The sequence below is a fragment of the Aquella oligotrophica genome (genome assembly GCF_002892535.1).
Taxonomy (GTDB): domain Bacteria; phylum Pseudomonadota; class Gammaproteobacteria; order Burkholderiales; family UBA11063; genus Aquella; species Aquella oligotrophica.
In genome coordinates, this window is record NZ_CP024847.1 from 2,339,883 (window position 1) to 2,357,613 (window position 17,731).

Below are 17,731 nucleotides of genomic sequence, written 5' to 3' on the forward strand. Positions count from 1 at the left end.
TATTTGAAGTAAAAATACTTTTTACCACAACGACACCAATAAACCAAATTACTCAAATTAAAGCTAGCCATTCTAGCTAGTTAAAAATAATACTAAAATATTCAGTGGATTACAGTTATTTGCTTCAAAGGTGATTTATAGTCTGCCATCAGAAAGTAATGTTGTCGGGAGTGGGAGGATCATTTGCGATTAGTAATCATTTTGATTTACGAGTAGAAGATACAATTTATGTACCATTTGGTGGCGGAAATCAGAGTGCTGGAGCAACGAATTTGGTACTGGGTGGTGTACAGTACAATTTCTAAATAGCAACATTATAAAAGATTCCTTCATGAGAGCAGGGTGATAGACAAGAAATATCATCCTGTTTATTTTGAGAGATGACCATATTTACTAAAGCAAAACTAAGTATACATGGTAGATAAGAAATAAAAAATATAGAAATAATTGGTATAAGAGGCATGCATGAAAAATCTGACAACAAAGACATTCGTACATGGAAGAAGTCGTAGGATTCAGAATCTGGCATTAGCAGGGATAACCGCAGCGGTATTAAGTGCGTGTGGAGGCGGAAGCGGTGGCTGCTGCACAGTTCCACCTAATGGAAATAGTCAATTAATCTTTGTAGCCCCAAGTATCTTACCTTCATTAGCGAACAAGACAGGTATCAACTACATGGGAGTATATAACCCATCAGATGTAGCGATAAGTGGAATCAAGTATAGTGTTGGGCAGCAGGTAGGCTCAGGAAATAGCATAACCATGGATCAGGCAAGTGCATTAGCCTGTGCAAATATAGCAGCAAAAAGTAGCTGTTACCTGAAATTCTCAGTACCAGAATCAACAATAGCAGGAGGTACGGTAGTAAGTGCAATAGATAGTAATGGAGCCGAAGCAGCAACACCGTTAGCAATTGGAGTGCAACAAGTACCATATAGCGAATCAGCCAATGCAAATGGAGTAGGCTTATATTTCTATCCCAAAGCGCAATATAGCGAAAGCGGAGTACCATTTATCTTGGTAACCGCAGTAGTGCAGTCACCAAATGTAGGGACAATCAATACGATAGAGTTGGTAGATGAAAGTGGGAATGTAATCCCGAACCAGACGGTAACAAGTAATAACGCAGGACCAGGTAGTTCACCGCTACAAATGGGAGATGTAGTAGAGATAGAGTTACCGATTCCGCAGGGAGTGAACCTGACGCAGAATATCAAAGTACGGACATCGTACCAGACATTAGCTACATCAGCGGTAAGTAGCTTAGCCGAGAGACTAAACCTGAAGAGTGAAGCATTAAAAGCTACGACAAATAGCAGTACGAGTACGGCAACGTATACACTGACTACGCAGGGTAATAATATCAATCTGCAATTAACCCCCAATCAGGTATATCTGACACAGAAAGATTCAATCCAGTATGGTTACTTATACAATATAGGAGATTTGACAGCATCGCAGATAACGGTAACGAGCAGCAGTCCGAATGTGAAAATAACAGTAGCAGATGAGATATTAAATGGACAGCGAGTAATCAAGGTAACGTATGAGTTGATTAATACAAGTGTAGCACCGACAACAAACTTAGTAACGGTAACTGCCCAAAACCCATCTGGACAGACAGAGACAAGTACAGGGGGTACAAGTCAGAATGTAAATCCAGATGTGGTGCCGACACCAGCACCAAGCCCGACGCCTACACCTACGCCAACCCCGGGTCCAGGCCCATCTCCAGCTCCAACTACCGAAGCTTATGCCTATATTGCTAATAGGGCTAGCCCGGGCGCCTTATATAAATGTAAGCTTGGAACTAATGGTTCATTTGACACTTGTGTAACAACACCACCAAGCGGTGGACCTGCATATCCAACTGGTATAGCCATAGCAGTATCTAATAACCTTTTATACGCCTATATTGCGGCCTATGATGGCGGACCATATCAGTGTACAATTAATAATAATGATGGTTCATTAAATAACTGTAATAGAACTCCATCCAGTGGAGTGTCTAGCTGGAAGCTTTCCGGGATTACTTTTTCAACAGTTGCTAACTACTCCACTACCCCTCCTGTTAATATTCAGTATGCTTATTTAGGAGATGCATTTAATAAGAAGGTTTATAAATGTACCGTGGGAAATAATGGTAATCTAAGTGCTTGTGGAGATACTCCAAGTAGTGACGCACCAGCTAACTGGCAACCAAATGGAATAGCAATTGCTGTTTCAACAAATGGAACAAAATCTGCTTATGTAGCTGGCGGGAATGAAGGTAAATTGTATATTTGTACAGTAGATGAGAATGACAATGCCGATGGTTCGTTAAGCAACTGTCAGGCGACTCCTACAGACAATCCTCCAGTCTGGACACCTTGGAATATTTTTTTTACCACTATTAATAGTATCAATTATGCTTATGTCGCTAGTAGTAATGGTGTCTACCAATGCAGTTTAAATAATGATGGCACTTTTAATATATGTAATATTGCTACTCCTACTAGTGGTGCCATAGCGTGGAGTCCGCAATCTGTTGCTTTTACTTATATTAATGGCATCCAGTATGCTTATGTAGGTAGTAGCACTGGAAAAATGTACCAATGTACATTAAATAGTGATGGCAGTTTTAATGTATGCACTGAAACACCGACAACAGCATCACCTAATTTTTCAGCTCCGGTTGGAATTGCTTTTAGCAATATTGGTAGCAACTGCATGACAGGAAGTAGACTGATTTATGCAGCACATAATGGCGAAATTGGTATAAGTGGGGATCTACTTGGTTATGCCAATACTAATGTGCTTCCTGGTTCCCCATTTACTAGTGCAATAGATGCTGCTGATGCTATTTGTAATACTGATCTTTCGAAACCACAAGATATGAATATTAGTTACAAGGCCATGCTAGTTAATGGTAGCACCCGCACGGCGGTACCTTTAAACAATTGGGTGCTGCAACCAGGGATTGATTATGTAAATGCTGCTTGTGGTGTAATTGGTACGGCAAATTCACAATCTGTTATCCCTTTTGACTGGAGTGCTCCTATAGATAATAGCGGCAATTATTCGTTACGTACCGGATTACAGTCTGATTGGACCACCAGTACAGATATTTGCTCAGGTTGGATAACTGATTCTAATTCTGTAAATAGCATTGTTGGTCATTCTACTGAAATTAATGCAAACGCGATCAATAGTGGTATTGCTAGCTGTAGCAAAAAAACTGCTGGAGGCGGACGTAGATATGGAATATACTGTGTTCAACAATAGCTTAGATTATAATAATTGAAGAACGGATCATTTCTTAGTGAGTAGGCTCTTGAAAAAAAATATAAATATTACACCTGAGTTAACCAATTTTATTACTGGGTTTCGGTTTATTAGTGAAACAATGCATTTCATTGCCTACATTCTAGACAATCATCAGCGTATTATTGCGGTTAGTAATGAATTTACCAGTGAATTCTCAATAACCAATAAAATTTTGCTAATTGGTAAGCTATTGACTGAAACGGATTTACCATTATTACAATTTTATCAAGATAATCATGAAATAATTTCACAACAAAATTTACAGGTACTATCTGATAAAAAGCATCATATATTTTTTGAAATCATGGATATTGATAAATTTAGCCACCTGTATATTACACATAAATATCCAATCATCGTTGATGATGAAAGTATTGGAATTTATGTGTATATGCGCCCATTTTCCCTGCAAAGATACTCTGATTTAGCGTTTTGTTCTTATGCTAAGAAAGAATATTGTATTCGTCCATGGACAGGGAAATATGAGCTAACATCAAAACAATTGCTAGTATTATTTCTTTTTTTAAGAAATTACTCCTATACGGAAATATCATCTTGGCTTAGCGCATTTGGCATGACTATGTCTTCCTCCAGAGTTAATGAGCATCTGGAAAACCTAAAGATCCAATTTGGTGCCAAAAATAAAGCTGAGCTTAAAAAAAAGGCTACATTAGCAGGATTTCCTTCGCTTATGCCAAGAGGATTTCTAAAGTCAGGTTCATACTTAATCGATGACTATCTAATTCTTCTAAAGGGGCATACACAGTATCCAATCGTTAGCCACAGTGTATTAGCAGCTAGGTTATCATTTAACGTTAACTCAATAGCCTCCTATCATCATGACGATAACGAGCTGATAAGCTACATAGATGCATTTATTAACTACTATAAAAATACTGACGATGCAGCATATCTGACTACTTATGATGGCGGAACCGTACTGGCAAAAACTAGCGCCTATGCCAGCATTGAAGATTCATATAATGTATTTATACGGTCAAACCGAAATCATTTTTTAAACACAGAACAAGGTTCTTTCCTTGACATCTTAAAATTAGAAAATGAGTGCAAAATTTTTGTACGGACAGTAATTCAAATCACAACGATAACAAAACAGAAACTCATATTAGTTAATTGTCGTCCATTTCATACTGTAAATATCCCGCGGATAATGGTAAATATTTTCAAAATATTCTCATTTCCTACTACCAAAATAAATCAAAAGTATAAAATTACCGGAAAACAGCACATGGTTTTATTTTTTTATGCCAGAAACTATTCGGCATCTGAAGTTGCTTCAATAATGACAATGCTGGGTCATAAAATGTCACTGACAACTGTTAATGAACATTTAAAGAAAATAAAACTACAATTAGGCATTAGTACCCAGCAACAATTACTTGATGCAGCACTTATAATTGCCTATGACCTGATCCCATCAGGTTTGCTAAATTCTGGTTCGCATCATCTAACTGGAACAAATATTGAAAACTGGATTGTCTAACTTAGCAACTAAATTAAGTGCTAGGAACCTGAGGTGACAAGAAATAACTATAAAAATAGTTGACAGCTAAAACAGCTCTAGAATAAAATAGCTTACGTAAACAAACGTTTTATCAATCAAGATTATGGCAACAAATATTCATTTATCATTTACATTAGCAGATAAGCATAATATCTGCTTTGCCGATTCTTTCCTATCACAAGCATTTCCTCTATCTTGTTGTTGCTGTTGCAACTAATCTAATTACTCATTCATCATTCGATAGCTATTCGTAGCATAAATATTTTTTATCTTAATAACTTAACTTAATCTATACTCAAGGATTGATCATGACTACAGCTACTTTCCGTAACCGTATTTATAATAGTATTACTGAAACCATTGGCGCTACCCCCATAGTTCGCCTACATCAAATTGAAAAAAAATATCAGCTAAAAGCTCAACTACTGGCAAAACTTGAGTTTTTTAATCCGCTAGCATCGGTGAAAGATCGGATTGCTTTAAATATGATTGAGACGGCTGAGAAAGAAAATAAAATTACTCCGAATGAAACATTATTGGTAGAACCAACTTCAGGAAATACTGGAATCGGATTAGCTTTTATTGCTGCAGCTAAAGGTTATCGGCTGATACTTACCATGCCTGAAAGTGTATCGATTGAACGCCGTAAAATGATTTCCCACCTAGGAGCTGAATTAGTTCTAACTCCTGCTGCCGAAGGTATGAGTGGCGCAGTCAGAAGAGCAAAAGAAATAGCCGAAGAGCAAAAAGCTTTCCTAGTTGGACAATTTGATAATCCAGCAAACCCAGCGATACATCGTCAAACAACCGCTGAAGAAATTTGGGCTGATACCAATGGTGGTGCGGATATTCTAATTGCTGGAGTTGGAACGGGTGGCACAATTACTGGTATTTCCCAAGTAATCAAATCAAGAAAACCATCATTTAAAGCGATTGCCGTAGAGCCAAGTGCCAGCCCGGTCTTATCCGGTGGAAAGCCAGCACCACATAAGATACAGGGTATCGGAGCTGGATTCGTTCCATCAATTTTGGATACAAAAATCATTGATGAAATCATTCAGATTAGTAATGAAGATGCATTAGAAAAAGGACGTGAACTTGCACGTGTAGAAGGAATCCCAGGCGGAATTTCATCTGGTGCAGCACTAAAAGCAGCAATAGAAGTTGCTTCTCGTGAAGAAAATGCTGGTAAACAAATTGTCCTGATTATTCCATCATTTGCTGAACGCTATTTATCTACGGCATTATTCATTAACCCGGACGAACAATAATATGCTGGAACTTATCCGCCATTATCAGAAGCAGGATCCAGTACGCCCGTCCGTACTGGAGGTAATTCTGGTTTATCCGGGCTTTCATGCCACTTTATGGCATAGGCTAAATCACTGGTTATGGAAACATAAATTCCGGCTAAGCTCGCGGATTTTTGCCCATCTAGCTCGATTTCTAACCGGGATAGAAATTCATCCGGGGGCAATAATTGGCAAAAATCTATTTATTGATCATGGTATGGGAATTGTTATTGGTGAAACAACTGTGATTGGCAATAATGTGACAATCTTTCATGGCGTAACTCTTGGTGGGCTTGGTATTCCATCTACTGCCAACACCAAGCGTCACCCAACGATTGCGGATAATGTAATTATTGGTGCTGGGGCAAAAATTCTTGGCAATATTAAAATTCACTCCAATGCCAAGATTGGACCAAATAGTATCGTAATGCAAGAAGTAGCTGGAAATGTTACGATTAGTTCGCCGGTTGCTAAAGTTACCAAGTCGGTTGAGGATTGGGTAATTTGATTACTCACCAAATAACATCAAGAGAATTGATGCAATAAGAAGAATACCCATGGTTACATTAAATATCTGCAAATGACGTGTGTTATTCAAATAGCGCCTAACCGCAACGCCACCAATAAGCCAGAAAGCAATGCAAGGAACACCAACTAAAAAATAAATAAGGCTGATAATAATGACTTGTGACACCATCGGTAAATTTATCACCGTGAATGCAGAAACAGCACCGATACCCATAACCCATGCTTTAGGATTTACCCATTGAAATAAAACTGCCTTAAAAAAAGATAACGGACGGCGCGCAGATTTAACTTCTTTTAATGAGCTACTAGAACGGATTATTTGATAAGCAAGATATAACATATAAATTGCCCCGATATACTTGATAACCTGATGTAAAACTGGAAATTTGGCAAATACCCCGGCAAGTCCCATTCCAACCAGAAACACCATTGCCGAAAAACCAAATAAGATACCAAAATAGTGTGGTAACGAACGTTTAACCCCAAAATTAATCCCAGACATCAACATCATCAGATTATTAGGTCCTGGGGTTATCGAACTTGAAACACAAAATAATAATAATGATAAATAATACTCCATCCCTTACCTTTATGTTAGAAATAAAATTATCTTCCACCTGATACATCAATAAATGATCCCGTTGTAAAAGCTGATTTATCCGAAACCAACCAATAAACAGCTTCAGCAACTTCTTCCGGATAGCCACCTCTTTTCATGGGAATCGTTGTACTTAAACGCTCAACCCGCCCCTCTTCACCACCATCGGCATGCATATTGGTATAAATTAGTCCAGGACGAACCGCATTTACACGAATGCCTTTATCAGCAACTTCTTTTGCTAAGCCAGTGGTAAAAGTATCAATAGCACCTTTTGAAGCAGCATAATCAAGATATTCATTGGGGAGCCCCAAATTGCTGCTCTAGAAGAAAGATTAACAATAACACCTCCACTACCACCTGCTAGAGTGGACATCCTTTTTACAGCTTCCCTAGAGCAGATGATTGTACCAGTTACATTGGTTGAAAATATTTTATTTATTCGCTCGCTATCAAGTTGAGAGATTGAACACTGAGTAAATAATATCCCGGCGTTATTAACAAGAACATCAAGATGTCCAAACTCATGATCGATTGATTCAAACATTCGGATTATCTGTTTCTCGTCAGCTACATCCGCTCTAATTGGAATAGCATGACCGCCAAAATCAAGTATCTGCTTAACTACACCTGTAGCCTCATCTGCGCTTTTATTGAAATTTACACATACCCGATAACCATTTTTTGCCAGAAGTATTGCAGTTGCCCTGCCGATTCCTCTACTAGCACCAGTAACTAACGCCACCTTTAACATTTTTCACCTCTTTACCACACCATACAATGATGTAAATTATATCAAAAACTATCCTATCAGCAACAAAAAATAGACTACCTTGTTCACCTAGAATGTCTATCTATAAAAAGTAATTGAATAAATTCTTCAGGCTATCAGTAAATGTAGTTTGATATAATCCCTTATAAATTTTGTTAGTAACAATAATTTTAATAAAATTAAAGCTCTTATCGCTCAAGCATGAATTTAGGGATGCTAAACAATGAAAATCAAATTATTCTCTCTGCTACTTGCAACGATCACGCTCTTTTCATGTAGTTCTGGAAGCTCATCAGCCAATGGTGGAACAAATGGCATATCTGGCGCATGGTTCTATATAGCTGATACACAAGATTACTATAAAATCCCTGATTTCTGGAATCAGATCCCCCTAAATGATGTAAATGTGTTGTATATTGGTCCAGCTGGGATACAAGATAATAATAAATTTGGGCTTTATAATAGTGAATCCACTGGAGCACTATCTAATCGCTTTCAATGGTTGATTGCTAAAGCGAAGGAGGCTAACCCAGCTATAAAGATAATTATTTCACAGTGGTGGGGCAATGGGCAAGGAAAGTGGGGAATGCCACTAGATACGCTAAAGTCAGAAACCGATATTAACGAATATGCTCAATCCGTCGCAAATTTTATTGAATACTATCAAACTTATGAAAATGGAAAATATGCTATTGACGGTTTCGACATTGACTATGAAAGTAATAACGTAATTGAAAGATTCCCCATCTTGGCAAATAGAATACATGAAACCTTACAGCAATTATCAAATAAATATCATAAACAATTCTACTTTACCATTTCACCAGCAGATATTGAATATCTAACGATGCCATCATTAGCCCAAGTAGACTACATTAATATGCAATCTTATGCTGGAGGGCTTGATATTACTCCTGAATCATATTTTGCCCTTGGGGTATCTGCGAATAAGATTTTATATGGAATTTGCCCGGAAACTAATTGTGAGACACCAACTACTGAAGAGGCTCTTGCCACTTATTATCAATATCGCATGGCAGGAATACACTTATGGCGTTTAAATTCTGATAATTACAAATACGAAATAGCTGTACAACAGCAAATTTATACTGCGCTTAACCCCTAAACAATCTTTAATTGCTCATTTCCATACTCTATTTTATAGAACGGAACGATAAATAGCTTGATAATTTAAACCAGTCAGTTACGACTGGTTTAATCATATAAGATCGATTATTCTGACTTAATATTAAGTTTACTTGCTATATTTTTTACTACTTTTTCGACATTTTCCGAAACTACCCCTATTCTGTCAGCTGTACGGCGAACCGCCAAAGTTACCTGATCAAAATCACTGGTAGCAAAGGAGTATTTACTTAACTCATCAAGTGCAGCGTCAGGGTCATAATCAACAACCATTGACTGCATCCGGATTATATTTTTTAGACGATGGTCGTCCCACCTTGGCTCCATTGCCCGAGCTTCATCAAGCAAAATACGAGCGGTATTTTCTGCGAGTGAATTATTTCCATGCAATGATAAAGAAACAAACCTAAATAAAGCCTCAACATTATTACTGATGGGTAAATGCTGTTTAATTTCTGCAATATGCTTAGTATCAAGACGCTTACGATCAAATTGAGTCTTACTTGGAATATAGCGTGGCTCCTTATCATAGGTTCCCCAGAATTTCTGTACCCAAGGATTGGACCAATAATTAAAAAACATTTGCTCCTGAAAATTATCGCGGATATCCTGAAATGATTTGAGATAATCAGTTATCATATTAGCCACTTGCCCCTGTAATTGGATAAATTTATTATCAGTGCTAACTTCACTTCGATTGTTTTGGATATTTATAGCCAATGGCTCAAATACTTTCATCCATGGATTTACTATATCAGAAAATGCAGTATAACTTTGCCTTAGCGGTTTGAAATTTTTAACTATATTAGCGTAGCTATCATTAGCAAACATTTTGAACCATGGCTGAATAAAAGTAGAATACACAAAGCTATTTGCTTCTGAAGCCTTAGCTACTGTAGCAAAGGCTCTATCATCCTCCTTGCTATTATAGCCAAGTTTTTTGATGTCCTCTATCGTTCGCGGCTCATAACGCGACTGTAACGGCTGATTAGACTCTGCGCCTTCTGGAGTCTCAAGAACTAGCTCATATAAACCCGGTGGCAGCATATCAATAGTATCCATATTTTCAACAAACATTTCATCTTCACGTTTGCCAACCTTGGTTGCCGTAAATATTGCCAAATGTCCAACTTTTTTATTAAGGCAGTAAACAATAGTCTTACCTCTAGCCTCGATTTCCTTTTCATCATGATAAAGATCAGCAATCCAGCCAGCCGACTGAGCAGGTGGGCTAATATTATCACCATCTGAGACAAAGGTAATTATTGGCGAAGTTATCATGCGAGGATCAAGACGAATACCATCACTAGTCATCAAATTACCAGTAGTAAGCTCATTACCAACAAATAATTTATCTACTAGCCACTTGATTTCTTCAGTATTAAATTGGATAAAATCACCCCACCACTTTTCAAACTGCAAGTAACGATCGCTTTCCTTATCAATATTCGCAAACAGCTCATATTGCTTAGTCCAAAGAAAATTAGCCGGATTTAGTAAATCAAAATTAAGTACCAGATAGGTACCATCAAATTTACCACCACCAAGATCACCCAGAAGTGAATTTATCCATGAGCCACCAACTAGCCCACCTTTGTAACGCATTGGATAACGCCCACGCTCACCGTTCCAGTAAGAAAGTGGAGAACCCGCAATTAAAATTGGTCCAAAAATTTCTGGATGCTGCATAGCGCTAAACATAGTTAAATAACCAGCAGCACAATTACCCACAGTACACATTTTAGGACTATGTGGATGAAGTTTAGCTACATGTTCATAAAAAGCCAGTTGTCCATGAATTATATCTTCATAAGTCTGTCCTTCAATCGGTTCTGAATTAAAACCAATAAAATAAACCGGATGACCATGTCTCAGCGCATTACCAATTTCGCTATCTTTTTTAAATCCGCCAATACCCGGTCCCTGCCCTGCGCGCGGATCTTGAATCACATACGGACGCAATTTATGATCAGTTTTTACACCTTTAGGCGGCAAGATCTCGGCAAGCCAATAATTGATCGGTCGCTCAAATTTGCTACCATCCATAATGACTTTATGCTCAAAATTAAGCACCGTAGCCGAATTATTCTGCGTCATATCCATCATCTGGTTACCACGTTTACGCATCACATCCATAAATAAAACGGAGCGTTCAAGATAATCTTTCAGATAGTCATTAAACTCTTTAGCTGTTGTAGTTAATGGAAAACCACCATTAAATTGTTGTAACTGGTCTAGCATTGTATCTCCTTCATGCTACTACTTTTATTTCCAAATATATTATGTATTCTGAACTATTTCCAGAGTACTTCTAGCAATCATTAGTTCCTCATTTGTTGGAATGACATATACCTCTACTCTTGAGTTACTAGAACTAATCTTTACTGCTTCACCACCAATAGCTTGATTATTTGCTGACTCATCAAGGCTAATTCCAAGCCATCCCAGTTTTTCACAAATCCGAGTTCTTAATCTGGCATCATTTTCTCCAATACCAGCCGTGAATACCAATACATCCAAACCACCAAGAATAGCCGTATAAGCTCCAAGATACTTTAATAACATATAGTCAAATTTTTCCCGAGCATAAGCGGCAGCTTCTGAATCACTATCTTCGATTATCTGCATGCTTTCAGAAAGATTATCAGAAAGCGCCAGTAAGCCACTTTTTTTGCTAAGCAAAATCTCAAACTCTTGTGGAGTATAAATTTCTTTTTTTAGTAGATACAATAGTGCATCGGCAGGAAAGTCACCACTTCGAGTCGCCATAACCAAACCAGTAATTGCACCAAACTGCATCGTAGTATCGACACTCTTATTATCAAGCATGGCACAAAGACTAGCGCCACCACCAAGATGAGCAACAATCGCTCGTCTCGCTTGTGGCACTAATTTGGCAAGCTGGGTACTAATATAGGCATAGGAAATACCGTGAAATCCCCAATGACGCACACCATGCTTAGTAATTTCTTCTGGTACCGCATAGAATTCTGCAACCTTTGGCATGGTACGATGAAATGAGGTATCAAAACTTGCAGTCTGAATAATATCTGGAAATACCTTAGCCAATGCCCTAGCACCCATCACTTCAAAATGCTGGTGCGTTGGTTCAATTTCCGAAAGCTGTTCTAGATAATCAATAATCTCACCATCAAGCCTCACCGCATCCATAAATCTCTCACCACCCGACACGACACGATGCCCAGCATATTTGACTTCAACATCAGGAAAAAGCTCTTCAAGCTTAGGTATCAGTAATGAAAGCGCCTTTTCATGATTCATGATATCATTGGTAAAGTCTTTTTCTTCTATCACCTTACTTCTGGCATCCTTGATTTTAATATGAGTATTTTGTGGCATTCCAGTATAACTACCATCCGCCAGGATAGCTAAATCACTCCCTTCAACAGTATAAAGAGCAAATTTTAAACTAGTTGACCCCGAATTAATTACAATTACAGCATTTTTCATTAGATAGTCCTTGTTTGATAATGAGCATGAAGCGCGGCCGCAGCAATTGAATTTAACCGAGTTTCCTCATCATCGGAACGACTAGTTACTACTACCGGAATTTTTGCTCCCAAAATCACATCGGCAGCATCAGCCTTCCCCATGAAAATCATTTGTTTATATAATGAATTTGCCGATTGCAAATCAGGAAGAATCAAAATATCAGCATCGCCCATGATTTGGGATTTAAAATGCTTGATTTTGGCTGAAGTTGGATCAACAGCAATATCGAGATCAATTGGACCATCTACGATACAACCAGTTATCTGTCCTCGATCAGCCATCTTAGAAATAATTGCAGCATCTACAGTGGCTGGCATTTTGAGGTTAACTGTTTCAACTGCAGCAATAATTGCAACCTTTGGATTTTCCCACCCTAGTGCATGCGCTAGATCAACTGCATTTTCAAGTATTTGCACTTTCTGCTCTAAAGTCGGAGCAATATTAATCACCATATCCGCAATAAAGATCAATCGGTTATAAGTTGGTAAATGCATAAGACAACTGCTACTAATCAGCTGATGAGTGCGGAGGTTATATTCCGGCTGCATTATTGCATGCATCATTATGTCGGTATGAAGACTGCCTTTTACCAGAAGCTTTACTTCTCCATTTGCAGCTAGGGTTGCTGCTTTGGCTGCCGCCTCAATGTCATCTTTACAATCAATTATTTTAATTCCGCTAATATCAAAACCATACTTCAACGCTGCATCGTTTATCTCTGCGATAGGTCCCACAAGGACTGGTTCTATTACGCCACACTCTCTCGCTTTTAACGCACCACTTAACGCAACATCACTACATGGATAAACCACTGCCGCAGGGATTTTGCCTAAACTATTGCATTTCTTTACTAGAAAATCTAGATTTTTTTCCATTAGTTCTCCACTTAATTTTTGTTACTATTCAATCTAATATTATACTCCTCTTTAATAACCATATGTTAAATAATGATAAACCCGGTCGTAAAAACGACCGGGTTTATTTAATTGTCACATTATTTATTCTAATTGTTACCTTGTTGGGATTTAATCTGTTGCATGTATTGGTTGGTTAGGCTTTCACCAATCTGCTGCTCTGCATTATATTGCTTGATTTGCTGCTTTGATTGATCTGCCATTAGCTCTTCCTGCCCTTGAATATACTGAAATTGCTGTTCCTGCTGACCAGATTGAGCCTGATATTCACCCATTGGCTGTCCATCAGGCATATACATATCATCCCCCATCATGTCATCACCGATATCTTCAGGATTTCCCACATAAACCCCCATCGGAGTATTTCCATACTGATAGCTTGGAGTATACTGTTGTGGTGGACGATCATCCGGACCAGAAAACCATGCACAACCATTTAAAACAAACATTGACAATAATATGATTTTTTTTTGCATTTAATTTCTATTCAAAAATTGGCGTTGGATTTATTGGTTTTCCACTCTTACGCAATTCAAAGTGAAGAAGTGGTTTTTCACTATCAGTTTTTCCAACTTCAGCAATTTTCTGTCCACGTTTAACACTACTACCTTCTTTTACCAAATTAACCTTGTTATGTGAATAGGCAGTTAGAAAATTATCCTGATGTTTGATAATAATCAAATTACCGTACCCTTTTAACCCATTACCACTATAAACCACTTTACCATCATTAGCTGCCAGAATAGCCTGTCCTTCTGGTGCCGATACATCTATACCTTTTAAGGCAGCAGTATAAGCCTGGGTAATCTGACCATTGGTAGGTCTTAACCAATCTACACCAGCAATCACTGCACCAGTACCAGCTGCTACTTTAGCTACTTTTGCAGTAGTTGATTTCATGGGTGAGCTTGCTGTATTTTTCGTTGTATTCTGAACTACAACACCATCGTCATCATCATTAATTTTATTAACTGTTGTTTTGGCTGGTGGAGCAGAAGTAGTAGTCGTAGCTGCCACAGCCGGAGGGGTTGCAGGAGTTGGGTTTAGTGATTTTGGCGCAGTCACATTTACAACTGGCGCTGGAGTTTCTCTGGTAACAGCACACGCTCCCAGAGTCATAACTAAACTTAAAATCAGTAAATTTCTCATTTAATCCCTCTAAATTAATTAGTTAAAGCTTCAATAATCGGCATCTGGCTATAATCTGTTGGTAAAACTTCAAGTGGTGTAATTGAGACTTTTTCCTGTTTTAGATAAACTGCAAGATCTGTACCCAATTCACAGTTTTCTGGTTCACTTGAGTAACCCTGCCAATAAATAATATTACCACGTGGTGTCACCTGTTCCATTAATGGACGATGAAGTGGACGCAACCCAAGTTTAGTAGTTTCATAACCTTTTATCTGCTCATATGCAACATTAGGAATGTTAATATTCCAGACAAAAACTTTTGGTAACTGCTTCAAGTTAGCTTCTACTTTAGCCACCAGCTCACCAACAATTCTAGCAGCAGACTGTAAATGATCAAATTTATTGTGAGTTTCTTTATTTATACCATTGGTCGAAAACGCTAATGCAGGAATACCATGTAAGCTAGCCTCTCTAGCCGCACCGACAGTTCCAGAATAAAGAACATCTTCACCCACATTTTCACCCATATTTACACCTGAGACGACCAAATCCGGATAGTTGTCAGGCGATTTATATACATACTGTAAACCAAGCCGCACACTATCCGCTGGAGTACTAGAAACAAAATAAATTTTTTCTTCAAACTGAGTAATACTAATTGGATTATAAACAGCAATAGACTGCCCAGCACCACTTGAATTGCGTTCCGGTGCAACAATCACAACTTCATGTCCTGCATTCACCAAATTAGCATATACTGCCTTAATGCCAGCCGCTAAATATCCATCATCATTGGTCAAAAGTATCCGCATAATATTCACTATCCTAACTATCAATTATTTTCTATAGTAGCGTTCACTAAATTCAAGCATCCGATCAATAGGCTTTTTAGCTTCTTTCATTAATTCTTCAGATAAATAATCAATTTCTGTACCGCCACGCCCTTCCTGAGCTGCCTTAACTGCTTCTATCGTATTTAACTTCATATATGGGCAAGAATTACACTTACAGCCAGTATAAATTGGTGCCTGACGAATATCTAGATCTGGGCGAGCCTTTTTCATATTATATAAAATACCGTCCTCTGTTGCGACAAAAATCACTGCTGACGAATTACCATTATAATCACGAACCCAATTAAGCATCTGACTAGTAGAGCCAATATAATCAGACTCATGTAGAACAGGCAAAGGGCTTTCGGGGTGCGCGATCAGGTATTTATCACCACTAACCAAAGAAAAGGCTTCATCTAATGCCACCTTATTAAATTTATCATGCACCTCGCAGACGGCATCCCATAAAGGCATGTCATAGCCATATTGAAAATTAAGGAATGCACCCATATTACGGTCTGGTGAATAAATTACTTTCTTACCTTGTTCATAAAGATGAGCTATTATGTCATCGACATTTCTTGAAGTTACAATCCAGTCAGCCAATGCCTTATGTTCTGCAGATGAATTTATATATGCAACGTGGACATAGTCTGAATGCTCTTCACGCCATTTTTTTAAACGGCTGATATCAGTCATGGTCACCAAAGAACAGGTTGAACCCATATCTGGCAATACCACTTTTGCCTGAGGATTAAGTATCTTTGCTGTTTCTGCCATAAAACGCACACCAGCAAACACGATGAGATCAGCTTCGGCATCTCTAGCAAATAGCGATAATTCAAGACTGTCACCAACTTTATCAGCCATTTCCTGTATTTCTGGGGTCGTATAATAATGCGCTAACGTAACTACTTTTGTCATGATAATAATACTCAAAAAATCCTGAATTAATGCCAGATTATATCATACGTTACAAGGTCAGTTTAACATGCAACATCAAGCACTAGCTATAAAACTAAAATCAATTACTAGCTAACTGACTACGCTCAGCATAAAATCTTTGTTCAAATTGGCTAAATTTACCCTCATCAATTGCCTGACGAATTTCCGCCATTAGCTGTAGATAGTAGTGGATATTATGAATAGTATTCAAACGCGAACCAAGTATTTCGCCAATTTTGAATAAATGATGTAAGTATGCTCGTGAAAAATTTTTACAGGTATAACAACTACAAGTTTCATCCAACGGCGCAGTATCATCTTTATATTTGGCATTTTTTATTTTAACATCACCAAATCTAGTAAATAACCAGCCATTACGCGCATTACGGGTTGGCATGACACAATCAAACATATCAATACCATTCTTAACTCCATAGACTAGATCTTCGGGAGTGCCAACACCCATTAGGTAATGCGGCTTATCCTCCGGTAAAATATCCACTAGTTCAGATAACATCCGTTCCATTTCTTCCTTCGGCTCACCAACGGACAAACCACCAATCGCAATCCCATCAAAGCCAATTTGCATTAGCCCATCCAGCGACTGTTTACGCAAATCCATATACATCCCACCCTGTACTATTCCAAATAAAGCGTTCGGATTGTTATACTCATTAAATGCATCTCGTGAGCGCTGTGCCCAGCGTAGAGATAATTCCATTGATTCACGCGCTGTCTTATAATCTGCCGGATAGGGGGTACATTCATCAAAAATCATCACAATATCGGAATTAAGAACTGTCTGAATCTCCATTGATTTTTCAGGCGAGAGAAATAGCTTTGAGCCATCAACTGGGCTTTGAAAATAAACGCCCTCTTCTTTAATCTTGCGTAATTTACCCAAACTAAATACCTGAAAGCCACCGGAGTCAGTCAAAATCGGCTTATCCCAACCATTAAATTTGTGTAAGCCATTAAATTTGCTGATAATATCCAAACCCGGGCGTAACCACAAATGAAAGGTATTACCCAATATAATTTGCGCTTCTGAAGCTTCCAAATCAGTTGGCGCAAGTGCTTTAACTGCACCATAAGTACCTACAGGCATAAAAATCGGGGTTTCAACTACGCCATGATTCAAATGCACCCGCCCACGACGTGCATTTCCATCTTTTTTTAATAATTCAAATTTTAACATTTACTTCTCTTTAATTTTACGTTTTAAGGC

15 protein-coding genes and 1 pseudogene are annotated in these 17,731 nt (G+C 38.2%); 6 read left to right on the forward strand and 10 right to left on the reverse strand.

The features are described 5' to 3' along the window. The first annotated feature begins 158 nt into the window (after nt 1-158). From CUN60_RS13005 to epsC, 5 genes are all read left to right on the forward strand, one after another. Nucleotides 159-305 carry a hypothetical protein gene (locus CUN60_RS13005; protein WP_158649395.1) on the forward strand — a complete coding sequence of 49 codons (147 nt, stop codon included), beginning with the start codon at nt 159-161 and terminating at the stop codon, nt 303-305. A 160-nt stretch (nt 306-465) separates the two neighbouring features. After that, nucleotides 466-3,264: a DUF1554 domain-containing protein gene (locus CUN60_RS10650; RefSeq protein ID WP_102952024.1), complete on the forward strand. Its 2,799-nt coding sequence runs from the start codon at nt 466-468 to the stop codon at nt 3,262-3,264. A gap of 49 nt (nt 3,265-3,313) precedes the next feature. Further along, nucleotides 3,314-4,810: a helix-turn-helix transcriptional regulator gene (locus CUN60_RS10655; protein WP_158649396.1), complete on the forward strand. Its 1,497-nt coding sequence runs from the start codon at nt 3,314-3,316 to the stop codon at nt 4,808-4,810. Nucleotides 4,811-5,139: 329 nt separating this feature from the next. Next, nucleotides 5,140-6,102 carry a cysteine synthase A gene (gene cysK, locus CUN60_RS10660; RefSeq protein WP_102952026.1) on the forward strand — a complete coding sequence of 321 codons (963 nt, stop codon included), beginning with the start codon at nt 5,140-5,142 and terminating at the stop codon, nt 6,100-6,102. A 1-nt stretch (nt 6,103) separates the two neighbouring features. Beyond that, the gene (epsC, locus tag CUN60_RS10665) at nt 6,104-6,631 is read left to right on the forward strand and encodes a serine O-acetyltransferase EpsC (protein ID WP_102952027.1); all 528 of its coding nucleotides are present in this window, start codon (nt 6,104-6,106) and stop codon (nt 6,629-6,631) included. Here the strand turns inward: epsC and CUN60_RS10670 are convergent, their stop codons facing one another. Next, entirely contained in the window at nt 6,632-7,231 is a 600-nt protein-coding gene (locus CUN60_RS10670; RefSeq protein ID WP_102952028.1) for a LysE family translocator, read from the reverse strand. It abuts the gene before it with no gap. Between the two features lie 26 nt (nt 7,232-7,257). Beyond that, nucleotides 7,258-8,003, reverse strand: a pseudogene (locus tag CUN60_RS10675) (SDR family oxidoreductase). Between the two features lie 241 nt (nt 8,004-8,244). On the opposite strand from CUN60_RS10675, the gene CUN60_RS10680 reads away from it, so the two are divergent. Next, on the forward strand, nt 8,245-9,147 hold the full coding sequence (locus tag CUN60_RS10680; protein WP_102952029.1) for a glycoside hydrolase family 18 protein: 903 nt from the start codon (nt 8,245-8,247) through the stop codon (nt 9,145-9,147). Between the two features lie 107 nt (nt 9,148-9,254). Here the strand turns inward: CUN60_RS10680 and CUN60_RS10685 are convergent, their stop codons facing one another. The 8 genes from CUN60_RS10685 to tgt form a co-directional block, all read right to left on the reverse strand. After that, nucleotides 9,255-11,408 carry a DUF3141 domain-containing protein gene (locus tag CUN60_RS10685; protein ID WP_102952030.1) on the reverse strand — a complete coding sequence of 718 codons (2,154 nt, stop codon included), beginning with the start codon at nt 11,406-11,408 and terminating at the stop codon, nt 9,255-9,257. Between the two features lie 39 nt (nt 11,409-11,447). Then, nucleotides 11,448-12,638 (reverse strand): acetate/propionate family kinase, encoded by a 1,191-nt coding sequence (locus CUN60_RS10690; RefSeq protein WP_102952031.1) that lies wholly within the window; start codon nt 12,636-12,638, stop codon nt 11,448-11,450. Beyond that, a complete protein-coding gene (locus CUN60_RS10695; protein ID WP_102952032.1) occupies nt 12,638-13,555 on the reverse strand; it encodes a bifunctional enoyl-CoA hydratase/phosphate acetyltransferase in 918 nt (305 codons plus the stop codon). The genes CUN60_RS10690 and CUN60_RS10695 overlap by 1 nt, the downstream gene beginning before the upstream one ends. 128 nt (nt 13,556-13,683) lie before the next feature. After that, nucleotides 13,684-14,070: a hypothetical protein gene (locus tag CUN60_RS10700; RefSeq protein WP_102952033.1), complete on the reverse strand. Its 387-nt coding sequence runs from the start codon at nt 14,068-14,070 to the stop codon at nt 13,684-13,686. A 7-nt stretch (nt 14,071-14,077) separates the two neighbouring features. Then, nucleotides 14,078-14,743: a M23 family metallopeptidase gene (locus tag CUN60_RS10705; protein ID WP_102952034.1), complete on the reverse strand. Its 666-nt coding sequence runs from the start codon at nt 14,741-14,743 to the stop codon at nt 14,078-14,080. A 14-nt stretch (nt 14,744-14,757) separates the two neighbouring features. Then, nucleotides 14,758-15,537 (reverse strand): 5'/3'-nucleotidase SurE, encoded by a 780-nt coding sequence (surE, locus tag CUN60_RS10710; protein WP_102952035.1) that lies wholly within the window; start codon nt 15,535-15,537, stop codon nt 14,758-14,760. A 24-nt stretch (nt 15,538-15,561) separates the two neighbouring features. Further along, nucleotides 15,562-16,482, reverse strand: coding sequence for a quinolinate synthase NadA (nadA, locus tag CUN60_RS10715; protein WP_102952036.1), 921 nt, complete (start codon nt 16,480-16,482; stop codon nt 15,562-15,564). Between the two features lie 100 nt (nt 16,483-16,582). Continuing rightward, a complete protein-coding gene (gene tgt, locus CUN60_RS10720) occupies nt 16,583-17,701 on the reverse strand; it encodes a tRNA guanosine(34) transglycosylase Tgt (protein ID WP_102952037.1) in 1,119 nt (372 codons plus the stop codon). Nucleotides 17,702-17,731: the final 30 nt, after the last annotated feature.

Coding starts and splice junctions, on each gene's coding strand:
- CUN60_RS13005 (WP_158649395.1), top strand. CDS start 159: ATGTTGTCGGGAGTGGGAGGATCATTTGCGATTAGTAATCATTTTGAT.
- CUN60_RS10650 (WP_102952024.1), top strand. CDS start 466: ATGAAAAATCTGACAACAAAGACATTCGTACATGGAAGAAGTCGTAGG.
- cysK (WP_102952026.1), top strand. CDS start 5,140: ATGACTACAGCTACTTTCCGTAACCGTATTTATAATAGTATTACTGAA.
- epsC (WP_102952027.1), top strand. CDS start 6,104: ATGCTGGAACTTATCCGCCATTATCAGAAGCAGGATCCAGTACGCCCG.
- CUN60_RS10670 (WP_102952028.1), bottom strand. CDS start 7,231: ATGGAGTATTATTTATCATTATTATTATTTTGTGTTTCAAGTTCGATA.
- CUN60_RS10680 (WP_102952029.1), top strand. CDS start 8,245: ATGAAAATCAAATTATTCTCTCTGCTACTTGCAACGATCACGCTCTTT.
- CUN60_RS10685 (WP_102952030.1), bottom strand. CDS start 11,408: ATGCTAGACCAGTTACAACAATTTAATGGTGGTTTTCCATTAACTACA.
- CUN60_RS10690 (WP_102952031.1), bottom strand. CDS start 12,638: ATGAAAAATGCTGTAATTGTAATTAATTCGGGGTCAACTAGTTTAAAA.
- CUN60_RS10695 (WP_102952032.1), bottom strand. CDS start 13,555: ATGGAAAAAAATCTAGATTTTCTAGTAAAGAAATGCAATAGTTTAGGC.
- CUN60_RS10700 (WP_102952033.1), bottom strand. CDS start 14,070: ATGCAAAAAAAAATCATATTATTGTCAATGTTTGTTTTAAATGGTTGT.
- CUN60_RS10705 (WP_102952034.1), bottom strand. CDS start 14,743: ATGAGAAATTTACTGATTTTAAGTTTAGTTATGACTCTGGGAGCGTGT.
- surE (WP_102952035.1), bottom strand. CDS start 15,537: ATGCGGATACTTTTGACCAATGATGATGGATATTTAGCGGCTGGCATT.
- nadA (WP_102952036.1), bottom strand. CDS start 16,482: ATGACAAAAGTAGTTACGTTAGCGCATTATTATACGACCCCAGAAATA.
- tgt (WP_102952037.1), bottom strand. CDS start 17,701: ATGTTAAAATTTGAATTATTAAAAAAAGATGGAAATGCACGTCGTGGG.